Origin of the sequence: Nonlabens ponticola, assembly GCF_003966335.1 — a bacterium.
Lineage (GTDB): Bacteria > Bacteroidota > Bacteroidia > Flavobacteriales > Flavobacteriaceae > Nonlabens > Nonlabens ponticola.
The window spans coordinates 1,765,295-1,788,892 of sequence record NZ_CP034549.1; the positions used below are offsets into that span (position 1 = coordinate 1,765,295).

Consider the following 23,598-nt stretch of genomic DNA (forward strand, 5'->3'; position numbering starts at 1 on the left):
TTCTTGCATTACCATTTATCTCAAAATGGTAGCTTAGCGTAATGTATCATTAAACCTTCACCTACATAAATGCTCAGAGTAGTTAAACATATTCTTATTAAGTCAAAGGAGTACACGCTGATTGCATTTTTTCTCATGTCCACTAATGCACTAGCACATATCTCTGAAGCGCATGAACGCATAGAAAAGGAGGCATATAAACTATTGATAGAGCAAGAAGCTACTGAAAATCATCCAGATGGTCTTAGCATGTTCAACTATTTGGTAGCTCAAAATTATATTAAAGAATCTGATGAGGCGAGTAGTGCCTACCCAGATCTAGACTTGAGTCGTCAATTTCTTTCTGATAGACAGATTTATCATTTTATGGCAAGTAGTCGCTATGTAATGCAAGCGCTACGTCGTTATGATAACATAGATGAGCAGCAACATTATATTATCAGTAAAGCATTGCCAGAATGCATCAATCTGCTATACACCTTGACTCGTGAGACGATTGATAATCCAACTGGAGCCAATCAAGCAGGTCGCGGCATATACGTGTTGATGCACGCCATCACTGATTCCTATTCTAGGGAGCATACGATAAGGCAACCTATTACTCACAACATTCAAAATATTAAAAGTTGGAAACTGTCACGTCTATTTTGGCCAGAAGTAGCCAAGTTGAAGGCTGATAACTCAAATGATGAAGTTGAGACCTTGGTGTTTCTTCACTCTATTGAGGGCAAGGCAGATGCAGAATGGGTCGACGAAGAAGGAAATTTAAATGAAGAAGCAAAAGCAGCGGTAAATGCTATAAAAGAGCTGCTAATTATCATTTACCAAGCAACACAAAATAAAGCTGAGGTAGATTCATTGATCACTTCTTACATAGGCAAACATTTTCAGCCAGTTGGTGCGGTGGTGAATGACCAACAATTTGTCTTTGAGACTGAGAATACGACTATGGATTTGAGTTATGAAGATGGATATTTTGATAATTCAAATGTTCTAGAGTTAGACCGCTATCCACATTACTCACATATGCTTACTTTTCAAAATGGATTATCCCAAATTGAAAGACCATCTTTTGGGTATGAGTTAGGTATTCACATATCGCCCAGAGCTGCATTTTCCTCAACATCCTTTTTCCAGAGACTGCCTTACGGCATTGTGATAGGAATCAATGAGAATACTGATATTTTACCAGATGCATCGCTAGTAGAATCCTTACAATTCAAAGCCGCTGCCAAGGTGATGTTTTATCTACCGCTGCGCAATTTGGTACTGGAACCCAGATTAGGATTGGGAATGACGCCTCTCAATTCTAATGACAACAACCTTGGCTTACTTACGGGCTTTGATGTGGCATTCAATCTAGGTAGAGACAATAATCGCCAACGAACCAAACGTTTCTCCATAGGCTATGAGTACGATGCTTCTGGACTTCATTCTTACAACAGTATTTTGTTGAAAGCAGGTTTCAATAATTGGCAAGGGCGAGTTGTAAAGAAGTAAGGTTTTGAGTGGTTAGGAATGAAATTAAAATGCTGTAACGACTGTTGCCAAGCAAAAGCCCGATTTTTAAATATTATTTTCTCATATACAATGTTGTTTATAGTACTTACACGTTAACTTGTTGTATAATAGTTTATTAATAACTTGTCATCATTCCGCCATTCTAGCCAACCTTTTATTTTCCGTCCATTTTCACAATGTTCGCCTGTCTCAACTTCAATCCAATCATTCTGCATTCGTATTACGGTGAAACAGTCCTCTTTAGAACCCAATTTTACTATTTCTGAATTCGTAAATGGTTTTGAATAAATATTCTGTGTGTTTTTATCAACTCTTTCAATGCTAAACATATTTTGAAGATATTCTTCCCACGTGTGAAATTCAATGTAATCTGTATTCTTTATCCACATGGTTTTAGTGTCTGAAACATAAATTTCAAAACAGTCAGTTTCATTCGTTTTAGTCCTGAACGAGAATTGGTGATAATCTAACCATAACGATTCTGGCTGCAGCCATTGTTGTTGATTCTCCAAGTCTTTAATATTCCAACTATTGATAGACTCGTCTTTGAAGAACTCAATAGTTTTCACTTTTTTATTTAAATCTGAACCCTCGTAAAAGTCTATTAACGTGTTGTTGTTGTTGTTGAAATTTATTGAGACAATTCCGATTCCTAACTCACTTTGGGAAAGAGAAGTTAATGATACTAAATTTAAAACTAATAATATTATTATTCTCATTGGTTTTTTCGCATTATGCACAACGGTCTTGTGTATGGCTTGTTGCGTGCAAATTAGCGATTAATTTTCGGTTGAGCCACAAGCCAGATTTTTAAATTTTACTATTTATCTTTTTTCTTGGAAATCGTCAAATTTAAAAATTTGGCGACTTTCCAAATATACCTTAACTTTGGTTTAAGCAACTGATTAGCAATGAGCTATACACGTTGTTGGCAAACGTTTTTTAGTCAATTCCTAAATCATTTGTTATTGAGTGTTCCAATTTTATTTCGCTAATTGGTATTCCCAAGTTTTTGTTTATTATTCCAATTACAATTCGCTCAACCACGTATTTGTCCGTTATTTTTTCAATATCAATCAGTTTTTCTTGGTTCAAAGCGATTGTCCAGTCAACTAATTCGCGCAAAGTTCCGCTCGAAACAGGCGTGGTTCGTTTAATCGTTTTAATTCCAAAAATTTTGACGTGAGAACCTAATTCCGGATTAAAATCAAGTGCAACCAATTCAGGCAAATCAAGTCCGATTTCGGTTTTTAGTAGATGCCAATTTTCTTTCAATTCCGTTTGAGTGAGCAATTCCGATATTTTGGTTTCGGGTTTGATTTCTTTTTCGGTCAAATTTAAGTTCCGAAATGCTTTTCTAATTCGATAAAAGACAATTTGGGTTAAGCATTTTTCATTCGGATTGGTGATTATTTTACTGTAAACACAATCCACAAAATTTTGAACGGTATAAATCTTTTCCGCTTCGGAATCCTCAATTCGTATTCCAAATTTGTCTTCAACTGACATCAATAATTCAACGGAATCTAATCCCATTCTCAATTTGGTTTAAATGTTTGCCAACGGTTTCGGCTATGCGCAGTTGCGTACCTTATCCTTGTCTATCCAAATATACCCAAACCGTAGAAAATTTCGCAGAGATTTTCGTCTGAGCAAGAACCAAGCAATTGCGTATAGCCCTTGTTACCACACGTTTTATTCGCGTTGAAATTTCTTTTCGACGCTCAACTTAGCTATCAAATCTTCTGCTTTCTTATTCAGCTTTACAATAGGTAGTTCTTGGTTGTATTCGTAATTTAAATTTGGTTTTGAGATGAACGAAGTGCTATCTATTGACGTTGTCAAGTCAAATTTATCAAAATCCGAGGTATAATTCTTATTCTCTGCTGTGAACCAATAATATCTTAAAGGCTGATGTGTAACAGTTGTGTATTCATTTTCGCCTATTTGATATTGTTTAACTTCCGAGATGATAATTTCTTGCTTGTTATCTAGATAGTATTCTAATGGCTCTGATTGCGAAAGTTTAATTGGTTCAAATTTTCCGCAGTTATCAAATTTCTGAATGAAGTTTGATTCATTTTTGTTCCAGAATGCAAAGAGCTGGTAATAGGTTCTCTTTGGCAGGCAAACTTTCTTTTTCGAATATCCTTTTTTTATGAATGTTATAGTCCCGTATTGAATGTATTGTACAATGAAATAGTCTTTGACGCCCATTTCCTTCATCGATGATTGAATTTGAGAAATATGCTCCATAGCATCTAAGTCGGTGTTATTAATGTTAGAAGTTTTACAGCTAACAAGTAATAAGATTAATACTGTAGTGATTAAATGTCTCAATGTCCAAATGTGTGGTAACGGTCTTGTATAAGAATAGTGCGGTTTTGTGTGCGAGGATTTTCCGAAGGAAAATCAGACGTAACAAAATTGCACTAACCTTTGATTAAGCACTAAACTACGCATTATTTTTATACGTTGTTGTGTGCAGTTTTTATTGTTTTAATCTTTCATTTTTTAATTCTTTCATATCATAAACATTAACTCCAAGAGCTCTAGCATAGTCAGATAGAGCGGAGTCTGATGTTATGAGCATTTCGCAATCTTTGGCACATTCTAAAATCAGCGTATCTGCAAGTCCGAGGTCATAAAATGAATAATTGTTTTCAACCATTTTAGATTCAAGATACTTTTCGGAAGTTATTTTAATTGTTTCGATTATTCTTTTTACATATAATTCTTTTTGACTACCTGTGAACTTATTAAGTAAATTGTCAACTTCAGTCCAGATATTTGGAAGAACTACTATTGATTCTATTTTTTTAATTGCAGAAACTAAATTATGAAAATCTTCCTCTTCATAAATAGACGTTTTACTGTGCTTATTTATTAAAGCAGGATTCATTAATCCTAATATTAAAACTAAAAGAGAGTTAGAATCTATTAAAATCATTACTTTTCATAGATATAAAATCCAATAACATTTTTTTCATTGTCTATTTTTACTTTCTTATAAATTCTATGATATGTAAATCCAGATGTCAAAGCTCCTAGTGGAGACGTTGGTTTATTTGTGTTTTCGACTAAATATGAAACAACAATTTCCCAAATTTTTTCCTCTTTTTGATATTCAGCTTGTTCTAATCTGAAATCTGAATTGTCAAGTGATGAAAGTCCTGACAATTCAGTTTTAGCTATTTGATATAATTCTTTTAAATTCATATTGTCTTTGGTTTGTCAAATTGCACACAACGGTCTCGGCTATGAGTAGTTGCGTGGGTTAGCCTTGTTTTCTCAAATGTACCCAACCCGTAGAAAATTTCGTAGAAATTTTTGGATGACCACAAACCGAGCAATTGTGTATAGCCCGTGTTGTAAAACGTTTATTTAGTAGCAATGAAGCGTTCGATGTTCCTCTTCTTCGTGATAATTTATTTCGCCACTAATAGCGTCGATTAGTAGTATTTCATCCTTTGAATAACATTTCTCCTCGTAAAGCGTGTTGAAAACTTTCCATTCATATTTGTCAGTATGAATATTCCACTCCAATCTCATTGTTATAGGCGATACAGCTTTCTTTAATTTTATTTTCGATACGATGTTTTCGACTTGTTTTTTGGTCAGAAAATTTGAGTTTTCATTTTTGAGCAAATATTCCGGTATTCGCTCATCAAAATACATATCAATAAATTTCAATGAGGTATCAAATTCCATATAAACTCCAAGATGTACATTTTCGAACGTGAAATTTGGATGGTTTAAATCATATAAAACTTCATATCTATCAAAAGGCGAAGAAATCACATCTAAGCTATCAGTTTTGGCTAGCCGAGACTCTTTATCTAAACTGAAGTATTCAATTAAATGTTTTCCGAAATGGGCATTTAATACACTATCTGCTTTCACTAAAATTTGAGAGGCAGTATGATTTTGACCATTGCCATGGTAAGCCATTGAAACAAAAAAGAAAAATGTAATTAAAGGTTTCAATTCTAAATGTTTTACAACGGTCTCAGCTATGAGTAGTTGCGTGGTTTAGCACTTAACTTTGCAAGTACACACCTAACTGAAAATCCGCGAGGATTTTCAGAAGTAGGCGAGAACCAGCAATTACTTATAGCCATTGTTGTACACAGTATTTATTTACTTAATTCTATTTGAAATTTTGTCGCATTAAATGCTGCTTGCAAACCTCTTAAATTTGTTTCAGATTTATTTTGTTCAAATAATTCAGCCAAGTATTCAGCTTGTTTGGTCACATTATCATTCTCCTTTTTAAATATTTGATATTTTAAAAGAATCAAATTCGCCATGATTTTATCTGAAATAGTTATATCACCTTGGTTTAGGTATTCCTTTATTGTACTTCCTATCTCGGAATCGTTTTCAGATAGTTCATCGAATAAGTAAGCATTAGCCAAGTCAGATTTATTCATAGTTGAGTAATCGTTTTGGTCAGACATATCTTTTCGGTAAGTCATTTTGTTGCCATTTAGAAAATACCATCTGGTGTAAGAATCATTTTCCATTTTGATTTCTTTTTCAAAAGCTTTTTTCTTTACAGTCCAATTTGTGAAAGCAATCAAAAGTTCAGTTCCGTCATCTTTCTTTAATATGGTAAATCGAATCAAGTAATTTCTTTTCCCTGGTTTTTCAATTTCGATGTCTAATTTATTTTCTACAGAAACATATTTTTTCAATGCTTTTAGAACTGATGAAACATCTTCAGGACTTGCTTCAGGAAATAAGTTTTCTCTTAAAAACAAATCAATGTATAAGTAATGAGTTAAATAAAAATCATCCATTTTCAGATAATTCGCCTCTGTCAAATGTTCGGTTTTGATATTGATTTTGTCTGATTGAGAATATCCAAAATTTGTGAATATTGCTAAAAGTAAAAGTGTGATTATTTTTCTGTTCATTCTGTTGGGTTATATTGTGTACAACGGTCTCGGCTATGAGTAGTTGCGTGGTTTAGTACTTAACTTTGCAAGTACACACCAAGTTGGAAATTCCGCAGGAATTTCAAAAGTAGGCGAGTAGAAGCAATTACTTATAGCCATTGTTGTATGCTGGCTTTTAAAGTCTCATCATTACCTCCGTTAATTTATTTTTTCTAATTTTCCATTGAAATTCTCTTAACTCCTCTATTTCAATGTTGCCATCTTTCGCTTTTAAAGTTTCAATGAAATCTCTTACCGTTTTGTCATTCCTTTGCCTTAATATGCAATGGTAAGTTAGTCCAACAAAGAAATATCCATCTTCTTTAGCTCTTTCAATAAATTCGACTTTGTGGTCAGCTAGATCTACAACTTTACCATTAATTTCAGCGTACCCATTTTGATATTCACTGTATGATATGTGATGCTCATCATCAACAATTGCAGTATGAAATGTCTCTTCTCCTTCAACAATAAATGGTTCTGACTTATTATGATGAACTAAAATGAAGTCATTAAAAACACTGTTGTCATAGAATACCCAAATTTCTTTTATTGAGTATTCTGAATCCCAAAATTTCCAGGTAGCTAACCCTTTTCTTGTTAGTGTAAAATCAATATTTCCAGAACCATCGTGCCACCACAGTTTATTATCAAATAGTTCTTCATTATCCTTAAAGGTTTGGAAAAGACTATCTATTCGTTCTAAATCATTGCTATGAACAAAGCCCCAGTTATTTTTTGGAAAATTACTACGAACAACTCTATTAAAGTCGTACATATATTCGAAAATATCTTTTTCTCTACTATCCTTTATATATTGTTTGATGTCTGCAATGCTTTGGAATCTTTGGCTTGGTTCATTTTTTAAACAATTTTCAATAACTCCATTAAACATTCTCTCATCTTCTATTTTGAGAGAAATTCTTTTTCTTCCCGTGCCTCTGTGTGTATTTCCTGTAGCAAACCATTGTAGAATTTGGCCAATTGCATATATATCCATAGTCGGATGTGAATCTTTGCCGGCTATTTCTTGTTCTGGTGCAGAAAAAAGTCTATTACCAATTCTTTCATTCTTGACAGTTTTTGCTCGGATTTCAAAAATTTCAGGATTGTAACTGGCGATTCCAAAATCTGCTAAAACATATTTTCCATCTTTAACTAAAATGTTTTCTGGTTTTAAGTCTCGATGAATAATGCCTTGACTATGTATTTCATCTACTGCATCCAATAAAAAATTAAGTAGTTTAATGAAATTTTGACCCTTGTTTTCTGATTCATCAAGTTTTAATGAACTTTCATATTCCTTCATCATTATCACTGGAATAATCGCAGAACCCTCTTCATCCTCGAGGTTTAGCAAATCGTAATCCACATATTTAACGATGAAATTCGTTTTCTCAATAGTTACTATGTTGAAATATTCTGCTAAAAAACGCTCGGTCTTTGTTTTTAGAGATTTTCCAGAGGTATTACTCAAAAGAAATTTGAAAGCAAATGTCTTTCCGAAAATTTCACCTTTGTATACAATTCCGTTGCCACCTTCACCAATTTTATCAATCAAATTTATTTCTCCAACAGAAAGCTGAATCTTATTTTTATTGTCTTTTAAATATCTTGAAAATCGTTCTTTCATTTTGTTATTTCAGCTTGCATACAACGGTTATGTATAAATATAGTTGCGGGTTTGCGTGCGAAGAATTTCCGAAGGAAATTTAGATGTAGCAAATACGCAACTGCCTTTATTTTAGCACTAAACCGCAATTATTTTTATACGGTGTTGTGCATAGTTTTTATTCACATACTTTATTTTTTTCAATCCACGGATTAATAAATTTCCTTTCAGTTCCGAGTATTGTTTTCATTTCGGGTTCGTCGAAAATTAGATAGAAATTTTTGTCTTTTTCCACGTATTTAAATTTCAATTCAGTACAATATTTTCCAGTGCCGTGATTTACGAGCATACTTATAATTCCATCTTCAATTTTTATGTCTTTCACGGATTCCACCATAATAAAATTAACTTTTATATCAGAAGGAATTTCTTTTTCACTATAATTTCCAAGGTCATTCATTTCAATCATTTCGTCAACGATTTCTTGAATCCATTTGTCAATAGATTTTTCTTGGTTGATTTGGATGTTTGAAATTCCAATCAAAAATGTCAGTAAAATTATTTTCATATTCTGTTTCTCAAATTATGCACAACGGTTTGGGCTATGAACAGTTGCGTGGGTTAGCACGGACTTCTACAAGTAAACTGCAAGCTGAAAATTCCGCAGGAATTTTCAGGATAAGCCTGTAATAGCAATTGTTTATAGCCATTGTTGTAAAACGTTTTTTACTCCAAATATTCTACATCAGAACGAACTTTTTCACGCCATTTATTTCCGTATTTTTCGTCCATTAGTTCAAATATCCGTTCGTTATATTGTTCAATACATTCCGAAATTGGTGGTTCACAACCAAAATCAAAATATTTAACTTTAAATCTTTTCTCAAATCGATTGCCGGAAGGTGAGTTTGCAATTGGTGCAATTGAACCAACAAGTAATAAATTTGCCGTTCCGTTTTTCCAGTCAGATTCTGCACGTTCAGCATTATATTCACAATCCGCTTTTAATTCAAACGTCACGTTATTAATTCCGTTTTTCGTTTCGACGTCAAACTTTTGTTTTCAGTAACCGAATGCAGAGATCTCTATAATATATTTTTGATTAGGTTCAAGATATTCAATTCGGAAATTACCTAAACTGTCAGCCATAATTAATGGTTGTTTAGTAATCAATTCTTGAACATAAATATCCGAAATTGGTTTTTCTCCTGAAACTCCGCTAATCACCTTTCCTACGATTTCAGTTTGTCCGTATATAATTCCGCAAACTAATATTAAAATCAGTTTGATAATGTTTTTCTGTATGTTCAGATTTTTCTTCAAATGTTTTACAACGGTCTAGGCTATGCGCAGTTGCGCGGTTCATCCTTATTTTTCCAAATATATTCAAACCGTAGAAAATTCCGCAGGAATTTTCGGATGAGCAATGACAGAGCAATTGCGTATAGCCATTGTTGTAAAACGTTATTATTTATAAACTCTTTCATAAATTCCTATTTCGCAACCGCTACATGTGCTCAATATAGAATTTCTCTTTTTAATATGTTTAATTAGTATTTCATCCAACTTGCTTAGTTCGAAACTGGTGTTCTCGTCTAAATATTCCAAAGCGTCTACTCCGTAAGTTTGTAATTCTGGATTAAATGATTTTAACCATTCTCTAAACTTTTTCGCATTCCTTTTTTTATCGAATTTGAAATCATTATATCTTGGTATTTTGTAAGAAATAGGCGCATATCCACAAAAGTATCCGTAAATATGATAAGATAATACCTGACTGATAAAGTCTTCTTTTTTTAAGTTGGTTTGGTAGAATACATTATGATTACTTAAATATTCGTCAAACGTAGTTTCTTCAAAGTAAAATTCGGTGTCTTTTCGATAAGTATCAAAACTTATTAAACCTACTATGATATTATTTTTTTTGAACGTATGAACATTATACGATTTATTTTTTATCTGTTTGTTATCAGGATAATTAATGTTTACTTCATATACTGATTCGGTTAAACCGTAGTCGATATCTCTAGCATATAGGAATCCGCCAAAACTATATTTAGGATTAACCTCTCTTATGGTTTTGAAATCAATCAACTTTAAAGTGTCCAAATCAAAATTTTGGTATTCTTTAAAATAGTTCTGAATTTCAGCTACCGCGTTCATTTCCGCTTGACTTTGAGAAAAAGACAATAATGGAATAAGCAATAAAATAAAAAAGTTTAGTGTCCTCAAAGGTGTTTATTAAAATGTTTTACAACGGTTATATAAACAAACCTAAGCCATTTATTACCAGTTTACAATACTATATGGTAGGTATATGCAAACCTTTTGATAGATTTGAACATAATTCACTTTTGGTAGTATATGCAAACCTTTGACGATTTTAGGCAGTTAATGACCATTAAAAGGTATGCGCCCAACACTATTGATTCTTATCGTGGTTTACTCATTGCCTTTCAAAAATTCCTAGGGCATGATCATCCTATCGACGAGTTGCAGGATCGTCAAATAAAAGAGGCAGTAAGCGAGGTAGTCGTAGCAAAGTCTCTTGCCGTTGCCACGCAAAAGCAACTACTGTCTGCACTAAAACTCTATTTTAAAGAGATGCACAGACGCGATCTTGACTTTTATAGCGTCTATCCTAGAGTAAAGCCTAGACCTATTCCAGTGATTTTGAGCACGCAGGAAGTAGGAGCAATTTTATCGCATACCAAAAACTTGAAACATAAAGCCATGCTAACGCTAATTTATGCGTTGGGATTACGCAGCGGCGAGCTCATCAATCTCAAAATCAGCGACATCGACAAACATCGCAAGCTGGTACACATTAAAAGTTCCAAAAACAAAAAGGATCGTATCATTCCTTTTCCTGATGGTCTGGGCGAGCTTTTAAATAAGTACTACAAGGAATACCAACCTACGGAATTCTTATTCAACGGCCAGTCCACAAATCAGTACCACGCGCAAAGCCTGCGCAAGGTGTTCCACAAATCGTGTAAGCTTGCTGGAATCAACAAGAAAGTTACACTGCACAGTTTGCGCCACGCCTATGCCACGCACCTCATGGATGCAGGAACTGATTTGCGTGTCATTAAGGAATTGCTGGGTCACAACAGTATCAAGACAACATTGATCTACACGCATGTAACCAATAAAACGCTTCAACACTTGCCCAATCCGCTGGATTTTATCAAATAACTCACCGATCAAATTCATATTTGATATAAACTATTTCCACTTAATCAAAAAAGCCGATTCCATTAAGAATCGGCTTTGATAAATTAGAAAATAGCTATAAACTATTTTTGTCGCTCGTATTTACTCATGTAGCGCTCGTATAAATCTTTTTGCCTGGTGTCCAGCGAGATGTCACGGCCGTCGATAAAGGCGCGAGTCAATTTATTGGTACGCATGTCCAACGCATTGCCCTGTGATATGAATAGGGTAGCGCTCTTACCTTCTTCCAGCGAGCCATAATCAGCGTCTATGCCTAGGATCTTGGCAGGATTGAGCGTTATCATCATCAAGGCTTGTTCCGCATCCACGCCATGGCCAGTGAGCGTTCCTGCATAGAATGGCACGTTGCGCACCTGGTGACGCTCCATACTACCAGAATTCTCCAACGCAACGGTGACTCCAGCATCTGCTAGGATTTTTGGAAACTTGTACGGCATGTCAAAGTCGGCGTCCTCACGTGCCGGTAAGTTATGTACACGACCTGCGAGTACGGGAACTCCAGCGGCCGCAATGTCACCAGCTATTTCCTGTGCACCACGAGCTCCTACCAGTACTAGGTTTTTTACATTGTTAGCTTTCGCGAAAGCTAACACATCAACAATCGCCTTCTCACCAGATACATGCATGTACAAGTTTGCATTGCCGTCCAGAACACGTCGCATCGCCTCCATTTTCAAGTCCTTGTCTGCTGGATTGTCTGTAGATTTATAAGCGACCGCTTGACGCATAAAGTCGCGCAGTGCCTCAATGTCCTCATCATAATCCTTGCTAGGCTCGATAGGCCCGTAATTAGGCCACGATCCCGATCTACGGAAGCTGGCAGGCCAGTTCACATGAATACCATCATCCATGCGCACGGCAGCATCTTCCCAGTTCCACGCGTCTAGTTGCACCACGCTGGACTGTCCAGAGATGCGACCACCACGCGGTACCGTTTGAGCGATCAATATACCATTGGGCCTCATGGTTTCTACCACGCGAGACTCTGCATTGTAAGCAATTATACTACGTATATGCGGATTAAAAACTCCCAACTCGCGCTGGTCGTCACTGGCATTTACGGCATCAACTTCTACCAATCCTAGCGTAGTGTTGGCAGCAATAAAGCCAGGATACACGTGCATTCCTGTGGCATCAATAACCTCACCTTTGGGTGCCATTCTTACCGTGGTAGCATCTGCAATGGCGGTGACTTTCCCGTTTTCTATAACAATGACTGAATTTTCAATTACCTCGCCATTACCTATATGAGCGGTACCATTCATAATGGTGTAAGCTCCAGTCTGTGGTGCGGCTGGCATTTGTTGGGCTAGGGCAGTGGTGCCTAGCATCGCCAGTACTATATATAATATGTTTTTCATGTCTTTCATTTTACCAGTGTAGCGTTTCACATTCATACAAGGTCTTGGTGGATTGTTTGGCAAGCTGCGTTTTCAAGCCTTTGTTTTTTGCCATAATCATTTCGTTTGTCAACTGTTGACGTTCCTTTTTTATGCTTTCGCGAAAGCTAACATCACGAGATTTCTCAAAGAACACAATACCATCTACCAGGGTATATTCCGGGATCGCCTTGATGTCTAGCGGATTGTGGTTCCACAAAACGATATCTGCATCTTTACCTTCCTTGATGCTACCTACACGGTCGTCGATATGCAGCAGTTTTGCAGGATTGAGTGTGACAAACTTCCAGGCTTCTTCCTCGCTCACGCCACCGTATTTTACAGCCTTGGCAGCTTCCTGGTTCAAGCGTCGTGACATTTCTGCATCATCACTGTTAAACGCGGTAAGAACGCCTTGTGAATGCATGATGGCACCATTGTAAGGTATGGCGTCGTTCACTTCATACTTGTAAGCCCACCAGTCGCTAAAGGTTGATCCACCAGCGCCGTGTTCTCTCATCTTATCAGCCACCTTGTAACCTTCTAGAATATGCGTGAATGTGTTGAGTGTGAAACCGTATTTCTCGGCCACCTTCATCATCATGTTGATCTCGCTCTGTACATAAGAGTGGCAGGTCACATAGCGCTCGCCGTTGAGAATCTCAACCAGCGTTTCCATCTCCTCATCATAACGGAAGTTGTTATCGCCTCTAGACTTGTCATATTCCTGCGCACGTGTAAAGTAATCTTCAAAAACCTGCTCGACACCCATGCGCGTTTGCGGGAAACGTATGCCGTTCTGGTATCTGGACTGCTTCACGTTCTCACCCAGCGCAAACTTGATAAACTTAGGTGAATTGTCATAGATCATCTCCTGCGGGCTATAACCCCATTTAAGCTTGATGATCGCACTACGGCCACCAATGGGATTGGCACTACCGTGCAGCAGTTGCGAAGTCGTAACGCCACCAGCAAGATCACGGTAGATGTTGATGTCCTCGTGATCAACAACGTCCTCGATGGTAACCTCGGCAGTACTGTTATGTCCAGCCTCATTTACACCTTGATCAATGGCGATGTGCGAGTGCTCATCAATAATACCACTAGTTAGGTGCATGCCGCTGGCATCAACCACTCTAGCGCCACCAGCGCTCAGGTTTTTACCTACTTTAGAAATCTTACCGTTCTTGACCAGTACATCGGTATTCTCAAGAATACCAGCATCTTCATTAGTCCATACGGTCGCGTTTTTAAATAGGATGGTTTCTGCTTTGAGTTTTGTTTTAGAGCCGTAAGCCACATTAGGATAGGTCATGTTGCCTAGATCGGTGATCATTTCTTGATCGGCTTCATCCTCTTTATCGTCATCGTCTTTTTCATCTTCTGCTTTCTTATCGGCTTGTTTTCTAGCGACAAAGGATCTTTCAATCCCATTAGGTAAGTAAACCTTTCCTTTCAACATCTGCGGATTACTCTCGGTCAATTTCATGCTCCAGCGCGTGTAGGTTTTATCATCAGCGTCCTTTTGGGATGTCGTGATGGTAATCCAGTCGTCGTTGCGCACGATCTTGCTGCCTAATTTTGTGCTGTCCAGCATGACTTTAACCGTCTTTGCATCGCCGCTGATAGCCAATTCATATGTGTCGCCGTTTACTATGGCTTCATAAGTTCCATCCACGTTGAGTAAACCACGATCTTTCAACACATGCTTGGATCCTTGAACCCAATTTTCATAAACATCAGTGTCTTTTTCAAAAAGCTCGCCACTGGTAACGATAAAGTTTGCGTGCTTTCCTTTTTCCAAGGTTCCAATAGAAGAACTCAAGTTAAGCAATGCTGCTGGTGTGGTTGTTAGTGCAGCTAGTGCTTGATCTGCGGTCAATCCATATTGCATGGCACGCATCAATTTTGCATGAAGCTCGTCAGGTGATTTTAAACCATGTGTAGTAATACTGTATTTCACGCCAGCATCGGCCAATTTTTTAGGATTAGCAGGTGCTTGTTTCCACTCACGCATGTCAGCGAGATTCACGTACCATTCTTGGTAAGGGTCAGTCACGTCATAAGCATCTGGGAAATTGATCGGTAAAATTAGTTGTGCATTGGTAGCTTTAATGGCATCCACCATCTCTAGCGCATCTTCACCACCTACAATGACAAATTGCTTGCCTACGCGATCACCGACCTTATCTGCTCTTAATACATTTTTCTTATTTCCAGCTTCTATGTATTGAACCAGGTTCTTATTGGCATTCAATGCCTCTAGTGAGCGGTCTTTGGTTTTGGAATTGCCAGCGGCATACCAGTCTGCATCAAAGTGTGATTGACGTAACAAAGCCATAGTTCCCATAAGCGAAGTAGGATAGGACTGGTTCGTCTGTCTACTACGGTCAAATGAGAAAAACTGACCACTCTTATTATTCAGGATACGTTGCGAGTCGTCACCATTATTATTTAGCGCGACAACCATACCAGTACCACGAGCGATACCGTCGTGTAAGTGCGTTTGTACCACACCATAACCAGCTTTCATCATGCTTTCGGCTTTCTTTGAGTCGTACTCGTAAAAGTCGATGGCATCCTGCTCGGCACGTATGTGGTCGTTCCAGTAAAAACCTTGTCGACCTTCATCGTATTGTTGACCGCGTGACTCATTCTTAGGAACCGTCATTCCAAAGTCTGCATAGGTCTCAATGAACGATGGGTAAATAAAAGTGCCGGTAGCATCTTCTACTACGGCATTTTTAGGAATCTTAATGTTGCGACCTACGTCCACAATTTTGCCGTCCTTAATCAGGATCGAGGCGTTTTCTAACTTCTTTCCCGGACTCGTGATGATAGTCGCACCAGTCAAGGCACGCATCGACTTACTCACTGCCGATATATCATCATTATTGGGAAAGTATTCTTGGCCTTGCGCGGTCATCGCCGCCATCGCCAGAATGGAAAAAAGTATTTTTTTCATATACATGGTGGTTTAAAGACCTTAAAGATAGGAATAAGGAAATAGTGATAACAGCAAGATTAGCACTACTTATAATGATTAACTAACAATGCCACCACATAAGAATAGGTGCGCATACCATCAGGCTGGTTGTTTGCTTTGAGATAGGTGTTGTAGGTAGCCTGAGATGCTTGCTCGATAATGTTATTATCGTATGGTGCCCAAAAATCTCGCAGTTCTTGCCAGTTTTTAAAAACACCTCGCTTAATGTCAGGTTTTAATTCTTCATATAGAGCTGGATCGCGTCGGTACAAATCGTTAAGACAGTATTTCAATGCAAAAATACTCGCGCTGTATTGGAAATACAGGTCCTCATGATTCATGCCAGTGATGACGGCTATGAAATTGGCCTCGTTTTCCTTGGCAAACCCTAATTGGTGAGACATCTCATGCAAAATGAGTACTGGCGTCTTAAAGTTATTGATGTTACCGTTGGTATGTGCCTCGCCGGTAATGGGATTGAGGTAACCGCTATAACCCATATAGGTAAGCGGCCATGTAAGGAGCGATCTCTTGATACTAGGTTGTCCATAATCCAGCTGCGGATATACGCTTGCGATTCTTTCAAAACCGCTTGGAGCCAAATCAAATAGTTCTTCCTGAGAGCGATCAAAAGCCACAGCCAGCGTATCATTTTGCTGCAATTGACTGTGTAGCATATTACTGGTTGCAATCAATTGCTGCGATACTTGCTGTAATTCTGCCGTGGTATAATCTGCATCTATATTTAATACCTTATTCAGTGGCTGGCGGTAATAATTAAAACCCCAAGCCAGGTGAAAGAACAGCAATAGGATATTTGCAGTCAGGAATAGTTGCGTGTACCGCTTTCTTGCCTGCCGATAGGCACGGCGCGACTCCTGCATTGAGCGTAGTCGAAGTGGCGCAATAAGTTCCCATCGATAAACTATCAACCAGCGCAGCATCAATAGTCCACCGACTACATAAACAACATCGCCAAAAGAAAACGGCAGCCATCCTAAACCTATGCGCATGGCGCGAGCTATATACGGATAGATGCCGGTGCTGTAGTAGGTTTCTATGAAATTTGGGAATGACCTTAGGATACGGTAGCCTATAATTTGAATCGCAAGCGATGTAAAGGACAAGATAAGTACCCAGCTTTTCTTCATGACGCTAATCTATTAATAGGATTTTACAAACTAGGTATTGTGGTGACTTTTTCCCGACCTTTGATCAAAATAACATCCTATGAATATCGTCCTTGCCGACTTTAATCTACACACGCCGTTATTGCCTTTCACCTATACGCGACCAACATCGCACATACGTTGCGGTATATTGACCATGGCTCAACGATGGGAAAAAATGCTGGACGCAACAGCTAGCTATTTGACGCAGGATTATCTGCAAACCAAATACCAGCTTGAGGAAACCGATGATAACCTTGTAGTGGCTGGACATATCTTTGCTACTGAGAAACTCGCCAAAGCAATTCTCAATCTAGAGCTAGGTCAAAAACTCATGGGTGGTAATCATGTCATCGCTTATAGAGCCAGTAAGATCCATACACCAACTATCGAGCTCACTCAAGTGCTTTTTACAGATGAAGAAGTCGATGGAATTTTTAATACTTGGGATATCTTTTCAAAAAATGGTAAAGCACTACAAGCAGATTTTGAACTGATCACCGCTGGCAGAAAAAGCCAACCCATTCCAGAAACGGTACAGACTGTCAATCCAGAAAACATTTTTATTGAGGAAGGCGCAAAACTGCAATTTGCCATACTCAATGCATCGACTGGTCCGATTTATATTGGCAAAAATGCCGAGGTCATGGAAGGCAGCATCATACGCGGTGGTTTTGCACTATGTGAACACAGCGCTACAAAACTAGGAACTAAGGTCTATGGCCCGACGACGGTAGGCCCACATTCCAAAATTGGCGGTGAGGTCAACAATAGCGTCATCTTTGGTTATTCAAACAAAGGTCATGAAGGCTTCCTAGGCAACAGCGTACTAGGCGAGTGGTGTAACATCGGTGCAGATTCTAACACCAGCAATCTCAAAAACAATTATGCCGAGGTCAAATTGTGGAATTATGAAACAGGTAGGTTTGCAAAAACTGGTTTACAATTCTGTGGGCTCATGCTAGGCGATCACTCAAAATGTGGCATTAATACCATGTTCAATACAGGAACCGTAGTTGGTGTAAGTGCCAATATTTACGGTGCTGGCTACCCGCGCAATTTCATTCCATCCTTTAATTGGGGTGGCCCGCAAGGAAACATGGTTTACAAGACAGATAAGGCCTATGAAGTGGCAGATGTCGTGATGAAACGCCGTGGCTTATCGTTGCAGCAAGAAGATAAAGATATTCTCGACGCAGTTTTTGAGCGTACCAGACAGTATCGCAAGGCTTAATCTACCTTCTCATAACGTTCTGCACAGGCTTCCATACACTGATAGCGTACTTCAAGGATCTTACCATTAAGTTCAAAAGCTGCGATACAGCCGCCTTTATTGAAGCTCTTGGTGGTCATGTCTAGTTCGGCTGTTTTGCCAGCGGTAAAAAAGTTGCCCACACAAACGTTCTCGTTGGATACAACGGTACCTTCCTTTTTAAAAGTCAAGGTCTTATCGCTATCTGTTTCTTGAAATTTAGCACTGCCATTACCAGGATCTGCAAGAGAATGAGTGATTCTCCAGGTACCATAAATAGGCGATTTTGATTCGGTAGTATTTGATCCACAGGAGACAAAAAGTAGGGCAACTGCGATGATAGTTAGGGCTTTCAACGTGAGTAATTTAAGGTTAAGATACATCATTTATCGATATCAGGTCATTTTACATTTTCAATCATACTTTGCTATCTTTCCTGTTTATCAATTTATAAGCATGAGAATTCTAGTAATAATTGCAATAATCCTGGCTGGTAGCACCTTAACTTCTTGTAAGGCGAGAAAAAATGTTGATGATTTAGCTTTCGCGAAAGCGCAATCAACCAAAACACCTCAACAATTCAAGGGCTTCTTCAATTTCAATTATGATGTAAACAAGGGCGCTATATCGCTAGAAGTCAAAGATCTAGATAGCGAATTTCTCTACGTACACGCGCTGGCAACAGGATTGGGATCCAATGATATAGGATTGGATCGAGGCCAGTTGGGTGGTGGCGTTGTGGTAAAATGGATCAAGGCAGGCAACAAATTACTGCTCGTTCAACCCAATTTATCCTATCGTGCAATTACCGAAAATAACGAAGAACAAGCCAGCGTGGAAGAGGCTTTTGCACGATCTGTACTGTATGGATTTGAGATCAAAAAGACCGTTGATGACGTCCATACCATTGACTTGACACCATTCCTACTAGAAGATGCTCATGGCGTGGCACAACGATTAAAATCTAGAAACCAGGGAATCTACAAAATAGATAAATCGCGCAGCGCATTGTGGATGGAAAATACTATGGCATTTCCCGATAATGTGGAGTTTCAAGCCATGCTCACATTCACTGGTGAGCCTAAAGGTAGCGACCTGCGTAGCGTGGCTCCAGATGCGAGCAGCGTGAGTGTGATCCAGCATCACAGTTTTGTACGCTTGCCTGATGATCAGTATGAACCTAGAGAATTTCACCCGAGATCAGGATCATTTTACACTAGTTATCTAGATTACAGTACACCTATCTCGCAGCCCATTCGGAAGCGATTGATCACCAGACATAGACTCGCCAAAAAGAATCCAGAACTAGCTATGAGTGAGCCAGTAGAGCCTATCATCTACTATCTGGATCCTGGTACGCCACAACCAGTGCGCGATGCGCTTATCGATGGTGCCAGTTGGTGGAACGAGGCTTTTGAAGCTGCAGGATATAAAAATGCCTTTCAGGTAAAAATGTTACCTGCTGATGCACATCCACTAGATGTGCGCTACAATGTGATACAATGGGTGCATCGCAGTACGCGTGGCTGGAGTTATGGTGGCTCGATAACAGATCCTAGAACTGGCGAAATCATAAAAGGGCATGTTTCATTAGGTAGTTTGCGCATACGTCAGGATTACATGCTGGCGCAAGGAATGCTAGATAAGCCTTTTGCAAACGGTCAGGAATCACCAGAAATGCTAGAAATGGCACTGGCTCGTATCAGACAACTAGGCGCGCATGAGGTAGGTCACACGCTGGGTTTTGCCCATAATTTTGCTGCGAGCATGAGCGATCGCGCTAGTGTCATGGATTATCCGCATCCCAAGTATGATTTGAAAAATGGCAAGATTGATCTATCTGATGCTTATGATACAGGCATAGGTGAATGGGATAAATTGACGGTGCAATATTCTTATGGCGATCCAGCGGCTGGACAGTCGCAGGAAGAATACTTGCAATCCATTTTACAGAAAGCCATTGATCAAGATTTGCTCTTCATTACAGATAGTGATGCGCGCGCTAGCAGCGGTGCGAGTGCAGACGCACATTTATGGGATAGCGGAGAAAGCGCCGTCGATGAATTGGAACGTATCCTTAAGGTACGTCAGGTAGCTATGAAGCAATTTGGCCTGGATAATATTCCTAATGGGCAACCTATCAGTGTTCTGGAAGATGTTTTCGTACCAGTCTATTTCTCACACAGGTATCAGGTAGAGGCGGCTAGCAAGTTATTAGGTGGTATGAGATACAGCTATGCTATTAAAGGAGACCCTAAGTTCACTTATGTGCAAAAAGCAGAGCACGAAAAAGCGCTAAAAGTATTATTAAACACACTTGATGTGAATCAATTGACCATACCAGAAGATTTGTTGACTTTGTTTGCGCCTAGGTCTTATGGGTACAATCGCGACCGGGAAAGCTTCAAATCCCAAACGGGCGTCGCTTTTGATCCAGTTGCTGCAGCTGTCACTAGTGCTGACATCACACTGGATCTCATGCTCAATGCAACAAGACTCAACCGCATCGCACAACAAGAAATTTATGGTGATAATCTTGAATTGTCTGAGATGATTGAAGAACTAACCGATAAGATTTTCTCTAACGACACAAACACAGCTTATGAGCAATTAATTACTGACAGAATCAAAGAACAATACGTCAACAAATTGCTGATGGCTACTAATTCATCCAGTATCAATGCTGTGGTTAAAGGCCAAATTCTTGCTCAAATCAGTAGGATAGAGAGCCTATTAAGTAAATCGAGTAATCCAACGGATAAGGTATTGCTGCAAAGCATTGAACAAGCAAGACAGCATCCTGAAATGATCAAAGAATTACCAGTTGCAAAAATTCCAGATGGTAGTCCGATAGGTAGTTGTGGAATGTAGATTCTTGAAATCCCAAATCCCAAATCCCAAATTCCAAACTCCAAATCCAAAACTGAGGACTGAGGCTTCTCGAAGTCCGATTGTTAAAAATCCTAAATTCCAAATTTCGAGCAGAATGCTTGTTCGAGCGTAGTCGAGAACTACTTATGTGAGAAATCCCAAATCCCAAATCCCAAATCCCAAATCCCAAATCCCAAATCCCAAATCCCAAATTAAAGCAAAATGCGTGTTCGAACGCAGTCGAGAACTAATTGTCATGAAGTTTAAAATTCAGATTGTCAGTATCTAAATACTAAATACTAAATACTAAATACTGAATACTGAAAACCGAACACTGAATAATCGAGGACAGAGGCCACTCGAAGTCCGATTGAAAGTTTAAATAAAACAACGGATTCTTTACAATCCACCTACCGCAGCCTCAGCACAACGTTCACCGTCCATGGCTGCACTGACAATACCACCGGCGTAGCCACCACCTTCACCGCACGGATATAGATTTTTTATTTGTGGATGTTCCAGCGTTTCAGTGCGCGGTATTTTTACGGGAGATGATGTTCTAGATTCTACACCTACTATGTTGGCTTCATTGGTATTGTAGCCATGCATTTTGTGACCAAAAGCTGCAAAGCCTTTTCGCAATCTACTGCCTATGAGTTTGGGTAATAAACTATGTAACGGCGCACTATGCAATCCAGGCTGATAAGAGGTTTCATTGAGAGTATCGGACAGTTTACCATCAACAAAATCCGTCAATCGCTGTGCTGGAGCCGTTTGTGATTTACCGCCTGCGGTAAAAGAAAGTTGTTCTAGATTTTTTTGAAATTCCAATCCAGCCAGCGCGCCATGTTTTTCAAATGATTTGAGATCGGTATCGGCATTGATTTCGACCACTATGCCAGAGTTGGCAAACTTATTATTGCGTCGCGATGGCGACATACCATTGACTACGACTTCGCCAGATTGGGTGGCAGCAGGAACGATAAAACCACCAGGACACATACAAAAAGAATAGACGCCGCGGCCTTTTATTTGCTGTACCAGACTGTAAGACGCAGCTGGCAACAACTCGCTACGCTCGCCGTCACAACTGTATTGAATAGAATCAATGATATGTTGCGGATGCTCAACACGCACGCCCATGGCAAATGATTTGGCTTCAATCGTCACTTTTTTGCGATGCAGTAATTCAAAAATATCTCTAGCGGAATGGCCTGTTGCTAGTATCACTTTATTTACGGCGACTTCATCTTGATCATTTAATATTAATGAGGTTATCGCATCATTTCTTAAAATAAAATCAGTGACTCTCGTCTCAAAATGGATCTCACCACCATACTGTAAGATGGTTTCCCGTATGCGCTGGATGATTTTGGGTAGCTTGTTCGTACCTATATGCGGATGCGCATCTACTAGAATTTCGTTAGTCGCGCCATGAAAAACCAAGTTTTCAAAAATGCGACGCACATCGCCACGTTTCAAACTGCGCGTGTATAATTTACCATCGCTGTATGTTCCTGCGCCACCTTCGCCAAAACAATAGTTGGAATCCTCGTCAACCACATGATCCTGATTGATGGCCTTGATATCGCGACGTCGTTTTTGCACATCCTTGCCACGTTCATAAACTACTGGTTTGTAGCCTAATTCCATACAACGCAATGCTGCATACATTCCAGCTGGGCCAAAGCCGATGATATGAACTTTTGACGCCTTAGAAACGTCTTGATAATCAAATTTATATTCGGATTCTTGAGGTAGAGGCTCGTTTATGTAAACGGCTATCTTGTAATTAAAAACCACAATCTTTTTGCGTGCATCAATAGACTTACGCAATACCACGATGCCGTTGATATTTGACACATCTTCACCTAGGTGTAAAGCAGCTCTTCTTGTAAGATCAGGATCTTGCTCTTCTTCAGGCAAACTTACTCGCAGCTGTATCTCTTTAATCATGCTGCAAAGCTATGGATTATAAATGCTTATTCACTAACTCTAATATAGTGCGGACGCCTTTCTTTAACGTAATATTCTTTACGTTCATTTTCACTTTTGAAAATCAGAGGATCCATGCTATAACTCACAAAGTGACCATCATTCGTTCTAGTTCTTTTAGTGAATAGCAAATCATTCTTACCATCGTTTTTCATCTTGAACTCCCAAATATCACCAGTTGAGAATTTTAAAGTGATCATGTTATCTCCAAAGCCATTGATATCTTCAGGGTCAGGAACTATTCTGAATTCTTTGCGATCATAGAGAGTGTCATCTTTCTTTTTATAGAATTCAATTTCTCTAGATTCAATAATTATTTTCTCATGTTTTGGGTAATTGCTTATTTCTGAATTAAAGATCCATGTACCGCGCATCTTTTTAAATTCAGCCTCGTGATATCTAAACAAAATCCATTCAATTTGATCGCCTGCTTCACTCTTTTTTAGCTTCCTATAGTCGTGCATGTAGACCTTGTGATAATTTCTCAAAGCATCCAAATCATTAGAATCTTTTAATGCCTCGCGCGCTTTTGTAACAAAGTCGTTGAGTTTAGGCTCATCGTCTTGGCCATAGGAAAATACATAGCAAAAAAGAAGTAAGGTCAAAAGCTGGTACCTCATAACTTGATTTTTCAAA

Annotated in this window: 22 protein-coding genes; 4 read left to right on the forward strand and 18 right to left on the reverse strand. The window is 38.7% G+C overall.

What is annotated here, in order from left to right:
* Positions 1–69: 69 nt before the first annotated feature.
* Positions 70–1,500 (forward strand): hypothetical protein, encoded by a 1,431-nt coding sequence (locus EJ995_RS08025; RefSeq protein WP_126447365.1) that lies wholly within the window; start codon positions 70–72, stop codon positions 1,498–1,500.
* A 113-nt stretch (positions 1,501–1,613) separates the two neighbouring features.
* Here EJ995_RS08025 and EJ995_RS08030 read toward each other — a convergent pair whose 3' ends face one another.
* The 12 genes from EJ995_RS08030 to EJ995_RS08085 form a co-directional block, all read right to left on the reverse strand.
* Positions 1,614–2,240, reverse strand: a complete 627-nt coding sequence (locus tag EJ995_RS08030) for a hypothetical protein (protein WP_126447367.1) — start codon at positions 2,238–2,240, stop codon at positions 1,614–1,616.
* Positions 2,241–2,463: 223 nt separating this feature from the next.
* Positions 2,464–3,057: an acyl carrier protein gene (locus tag EJ995_RS13325; RefSeq protein WP_126447369.1), complete on the reverse strand. Its 594-nt coding sequence runs from the start codon at positions 3,055–3,057 to the stop codon at positions 2,464–2,466.
* A 159-nt stretch (positions 3,058–3,216) separates the two neighbouring features.
* Entirely contained in the window at positions 3,217–3,777 is a 561-nt protein-coding gene (locus EJ995_RS08040; RefSeq protein WP_126447371.1) for a hypothetical protein, read from the reverse strand.
* Between the two features lie 235 nt (positions 3,778–4,012).
* Positions 4,013–4,471: a PIN domain-containing protein gene (locus EJ995_RS08045; protein WP_126447373.1), complete on the reverse strand. Its 459-nt coding sequence runs from the start codon at positions 4,469–4,471 to the stop codon at positions 4,013–4,015.
* On the reverse strand, positions 4,471–4,740 hold the full coding sequence (locus tag EJ995_RS08050; RefSeq protein WP_126447375.1) for a hypothetical protein: 270 nt from the start codon (positions 4,738–4,740) through the stop codon (positions 4,471–4,473). Before EJ995_RS08050 ends, EJ995_RS08045 begins: the two co-directional genes overlap by 1 nt.
* A gap of 165 nt (positions 4,741–4,905) precedes the next feature.
* The gene (locus tag EJ995_RS08055) at positions 4,906–5,508 is read right to left on the reverse strand and encodes a hypothetical protein (protein WP_126447377.1); all 603 of its coding nucleotides are present in this window, start codon (positions 5,506–5,508) and stop codon (positions 4,906–4,908) included.
* A 149-nt stretch (positions 5,509–5,657) separates the two neighbouring features.
* On the reverse strand, positions 5,658–6,440 hold the full coding sequence (locus EJ995_RS08060; RefSeq protein WP_054560261.1) for a hypothetical protein: 783 nt from the start codon (positions 6,438–6,440) through the stop codon (positions 5,658–5,660).
* Between the two features lie 157 nt (positions 6,441–6,597).
* Entirely contained in the window at positions 6,598–8,094 is a 1,497-nt protein-coding gene (locus EJ995_RS08065; RefSeq protein WP_126447379.1) for a protein kinase domain-containing protein, read from the reverse strand.
* Between the two features lie 157 nt (positions 8,095–8,251).
* A complete protein-coding gene (locus EJ995_RS08070) occupies positions 8,252–8,641 on the reverse strand; it encodes a hypothetical protein (protein WP_126447381.1) in 390 nt (129 codons plus the stop codon).
* 158 nt (positions 8,642–8,799) lie between these two features.
* Positions 8,800–9,093, reverse strand: coding sequence for an FEKKY domain-containing protein (locus tag EJ995_RS08075; protein ID WP_126447383.1), 294 nt, complete (start codon positions 9,091–9,093; stop codon positions 8,800–8,802).
* A gap of 42 nt (positions 9,094–9,135) precedes the next feature.
* Positions 9,136–9,396, reverse strand: a complete 261-nt coding sequence (locus EJ995_RS08080; protein WP_126447385.1) for a hypothetical protein — start codon at positions 9,394–9,396, stop codon at positions 9,136–9,138.
* A gap of 144 nt (positions 9,397–9,540) precedes the next feature.
* A complete protein-coding gene (locus tag EJ995_RS08085; protein ID WP_126447387.1) occupies positions 9,541–10,305 on the reverse strand; it encodes a hypothetical protein in 765 nt (254 codons plus the stop codon).
* Positions 10,306–10,467: 162 nt separating this feature from the next.
* On the opposite strand from EJ995_RS08085, the gene EJ995_RS08090 reads away from it, so the two are divergent.
* On the forward strand, positions 10,468–11,271 hold the full coding sequence (locus tag EJ995_RS08090; protein WP_241234614.1) for a tyrosine-type recombinase/integrase: 804 nt from the start codon (positions 10,468–10,470) through the stop codon (positions 11,269–11,271).
* A 101-nt stretch (positions 11,272–11,372) separates the two neighbouring features.
* Here the strand turns inward: EJ995_RS08090 and EJ995_RS08095 are convergent, their stop codons facing one another.
* From EJ995_RS08095 to EJ995_RS08105, 3 genes are read right to left on the reverse strand one after another with little or no spacing between them, the layout of a single operon-like run.
* Positions 11,373–12,671 carry an amidohydrolase family protein gene (locus tag EJ995_RS08095; RefSeq protein WP_317126795.1) on the reverse strand — a complete coding sequence of 433 codons (1,299 nt, stop codon included), beginning with the start codon at positions 12,669–12,671 and terminating at the stop codon, positions 11,373–11,375.
* A gap of 10 nt (positions 12,672–12,681) precedes the next feature.
* Positions 12,682–15,660, reverse strand: a complete 2,979-nt coding sequence (locus tag EJ995_RS08100; protein ID WP_206482232.1) for an amidohydrolase family protein — start codon at positions 15,658–15,660, stop codon at positions 12,682–12,684.
* A 59-nt stretch (positions 15,661–15,719) separates the two neighbouring features.
* Entirely contained in the window at positions 15,720–16,826 is a 1,107-nt protein-coding gene (locus EJ995_RS08105; protein ID WP_126447395.1) for a DUF3810 domain-containing protein, read from the reverse strand.
* Positions 16,827–16,905: 79 nt separating this feature from the next.
* Between EJ995_RS08105 and EJ995_RS08110 the strand changes: the two genes are divergently transcribed.
* Positions 16,906–18,078 (forward strand): GlmU family protein, encoded by a 1,173-nt coding sequence (locus EJ995_RS08110; protein ID WP_126447397.1) that lies wholly within the window; start codon positions 16,906–16,908, stop codon positions 18,076–18,078.
* Here EJ995_RS08110 and EJ995_RS08115 read toward each other — a convergent pair.
* Positions 18,075–18,482, reverse strand: coding sequence for a hypothetical protein (locus tag EJ995_RS08115; protein WP_126447399.1), 408 nt, complete (start codon positions 18,480–18,482; stop codon positions 18,075–18,077). The genes EJ995_RS08110 and EJ995_RS08115 overlap by 4 nt on opposite strands.
* 70 nt (positions 18,483–18,552) lie before the next feature.
* Between EJ995_RS08115 and EJ995_RS08120 the strand changes: the two genes are divergently transcribed.
* Positions 18,553–20,967 (forward strand): zinc-dependent metalloprotease, encoded by a 2,415-nt coding sequence (locus EJ995_RS08120; RefSeq protein ID WP_126447401.1) that lies wholly within the window; start codon positions 18,553–18,555, stop codon positions 20,965–20,967.
* A gap of 399 nt (positions 20,968–21,366) precedes the next feature.
* Here EJ995_RS08120 and EJ995_RS08125 read toward each other — a convergent pair whose 3' ends face one another.
* On the reverse strand, positions 21,367–22,923 hold the full coding sequence (locus tag EJ995_RS08125) for an NAD(P)/FAD-dependent oxidoreductase (protein ID WP_126447403.1): 1,557 nt from the start codon (positions 22,921–22,923) through the stop codon (positions 21,367–21,369).
* A gap of 26 nt (positions 22,924–22,949) precedes the next feature.
* Positions 22,950–23,582 carry a hypothetical protein gene (locus EJ995_RS08130; protein ID WP_126447405.1) on the reverse strand — a complete coding sequence of 211 codons (633 nt, stop codon included), beginning with the start codon at positions 23,580–23,582 and terminating at the stop codon, positions 22,950–22,952.
* Positions 23,583–23,598 lie beyond the last annotated feature (16 nt).

What these genes read in the sequence shown, in the direction of transcription:
- EJ995_RS08025 (WP_126447365.1), top strand. Translation starts at nt 70, where the DNA reads ATGCTCAGAGTAGTTAAACATATTCTTATTAAGTCAAAGGAGTACACG.
- EJ995_RS08030 (WP_126447367.1), bottom strand. Translation starts at nt 2,240, where the DNA reads ATGAGAATAATAATATTATTAGTTTTAAATTTAGTATCATTAACTTCT.
- EJ995_RS13325 (WP_126447369.1), bottom strand. Translation starts at nt 3,057, where the DNA reads ATGGGATTAGATTCCGTTGAATTATTGATGTCAGTTGAAGACAAATTT.
- EJ995_RS08040 (WP_126447371.1), bottom strand. Translation starts at nt 3,777, where the DNA reads ATGGAGCATATTTCTCAAATTCAATCATCGATGAAGGAAATGGGCGTC.
- EJ995_RS08045 (WP_126447373.1), bottom strand. Translation starts at nt 4,471, where the DNA reads ATGATTTTAATAGATTCTAACTCTCTTTTAGTTTTAATATTAGGATTA.
- EJ995_RS08050 (WP_126447375.1), bottom strand. Translation starts at nt 4,740, where the DNA reads ATGAATTTAAAAGAATTATATCAAATAGCTAAAACTGAATTGTCAGGA.
- EJ995_RS08060 (WP_054560261.1), bottom strand. Translation starts at nt 6,440, where the DNA reads ATGAACAGAAAAATAATCACACTTTTACTTTTAGCAATATTCACAAAT.
- EJ995_RS08065 (WP_126447379.1), bottom strand. Translation starts at nt 8,094, where the DNA reads ATGAAAGAACGATTTTCAAGATATTTAAAAGACAATAAAAATAAGATT.
- EJ995_RS08070 (WP_126447381.1), bottom strand. Translation starts at nt 8,641, where the DNA reads ATGAAAATAATTTTACTGACATTTTTGATTGGAATTTCAAACATCCAA.
- EJ995_RS08090 (WP_241234614.1), top strand. Translation starts at nt 10,468, where the DNA reads ATGACCATTAAAAGGTATGCGCCCAACACTATTGATTCTTATCGTGGT.
- EJ995_RS08095 (WP_317126795.1), bottom strand. Translation starts at nt 12,671, where the DNA reads ATGAAAAACATATTATATATAGTACTGGCGATGCTAGGCACCACTGCC.
- EJ995_RS08100 (WP_206482232.1), bottom strand. Translation starts at nt 15,660, where the DNA reads ATGTATATGAAAAAAATACTTTTTTCCATTCTGGCGATGGCGGCGATG.
- EJ995_RS08105 (WP_126447395.1), bottom strand. Translation starts at nt 16,826, where the DNA reads ATGAAGAAAAGCTGGGTACTTATCTTGTCCTTTACATCGCTTGCGATT.
- EJ995_RS08110 (WP_126447397.1), top strand. Translation starts at nt 16,906, where the DNA reads ATGAATATCGTCCTTGCCGACTTTAATCTACACACGCCGTTATTGCCT.
- EJ995_RS08115 (WP_126447399.1), bottom strand. Translation starts at nt 18,482, where the DNA reads ATGATGTATCTTAACCTTAAATTACTCACGTTGAAAGCCCTAACTATC.
- EJ995_RS08120 (WP_126447401.1), top strand. Translation starts at nt 18,553, where the DNA reads ATGAGAATTCTAGTAATAATTGCAATAATCCTGGCTGGTAGCACCTTA.
- EJ995_RS08125 (WP_126447403.1), bottom strand. Translation starts at nt 22,923, where the DNA reads ATGATTAAAGAGATACAGCTGCGAGTAAGTTTGCCTGAAGAAGAGCAA.
- EJ995_RS08130 (WP_126447405.1), bottom strand. Translation starts at nt 23,582, where the DNA reads ATGAGGTACCAGCTTTTGACCTTACTTCTTTTTTGCTATGTATTTTCC.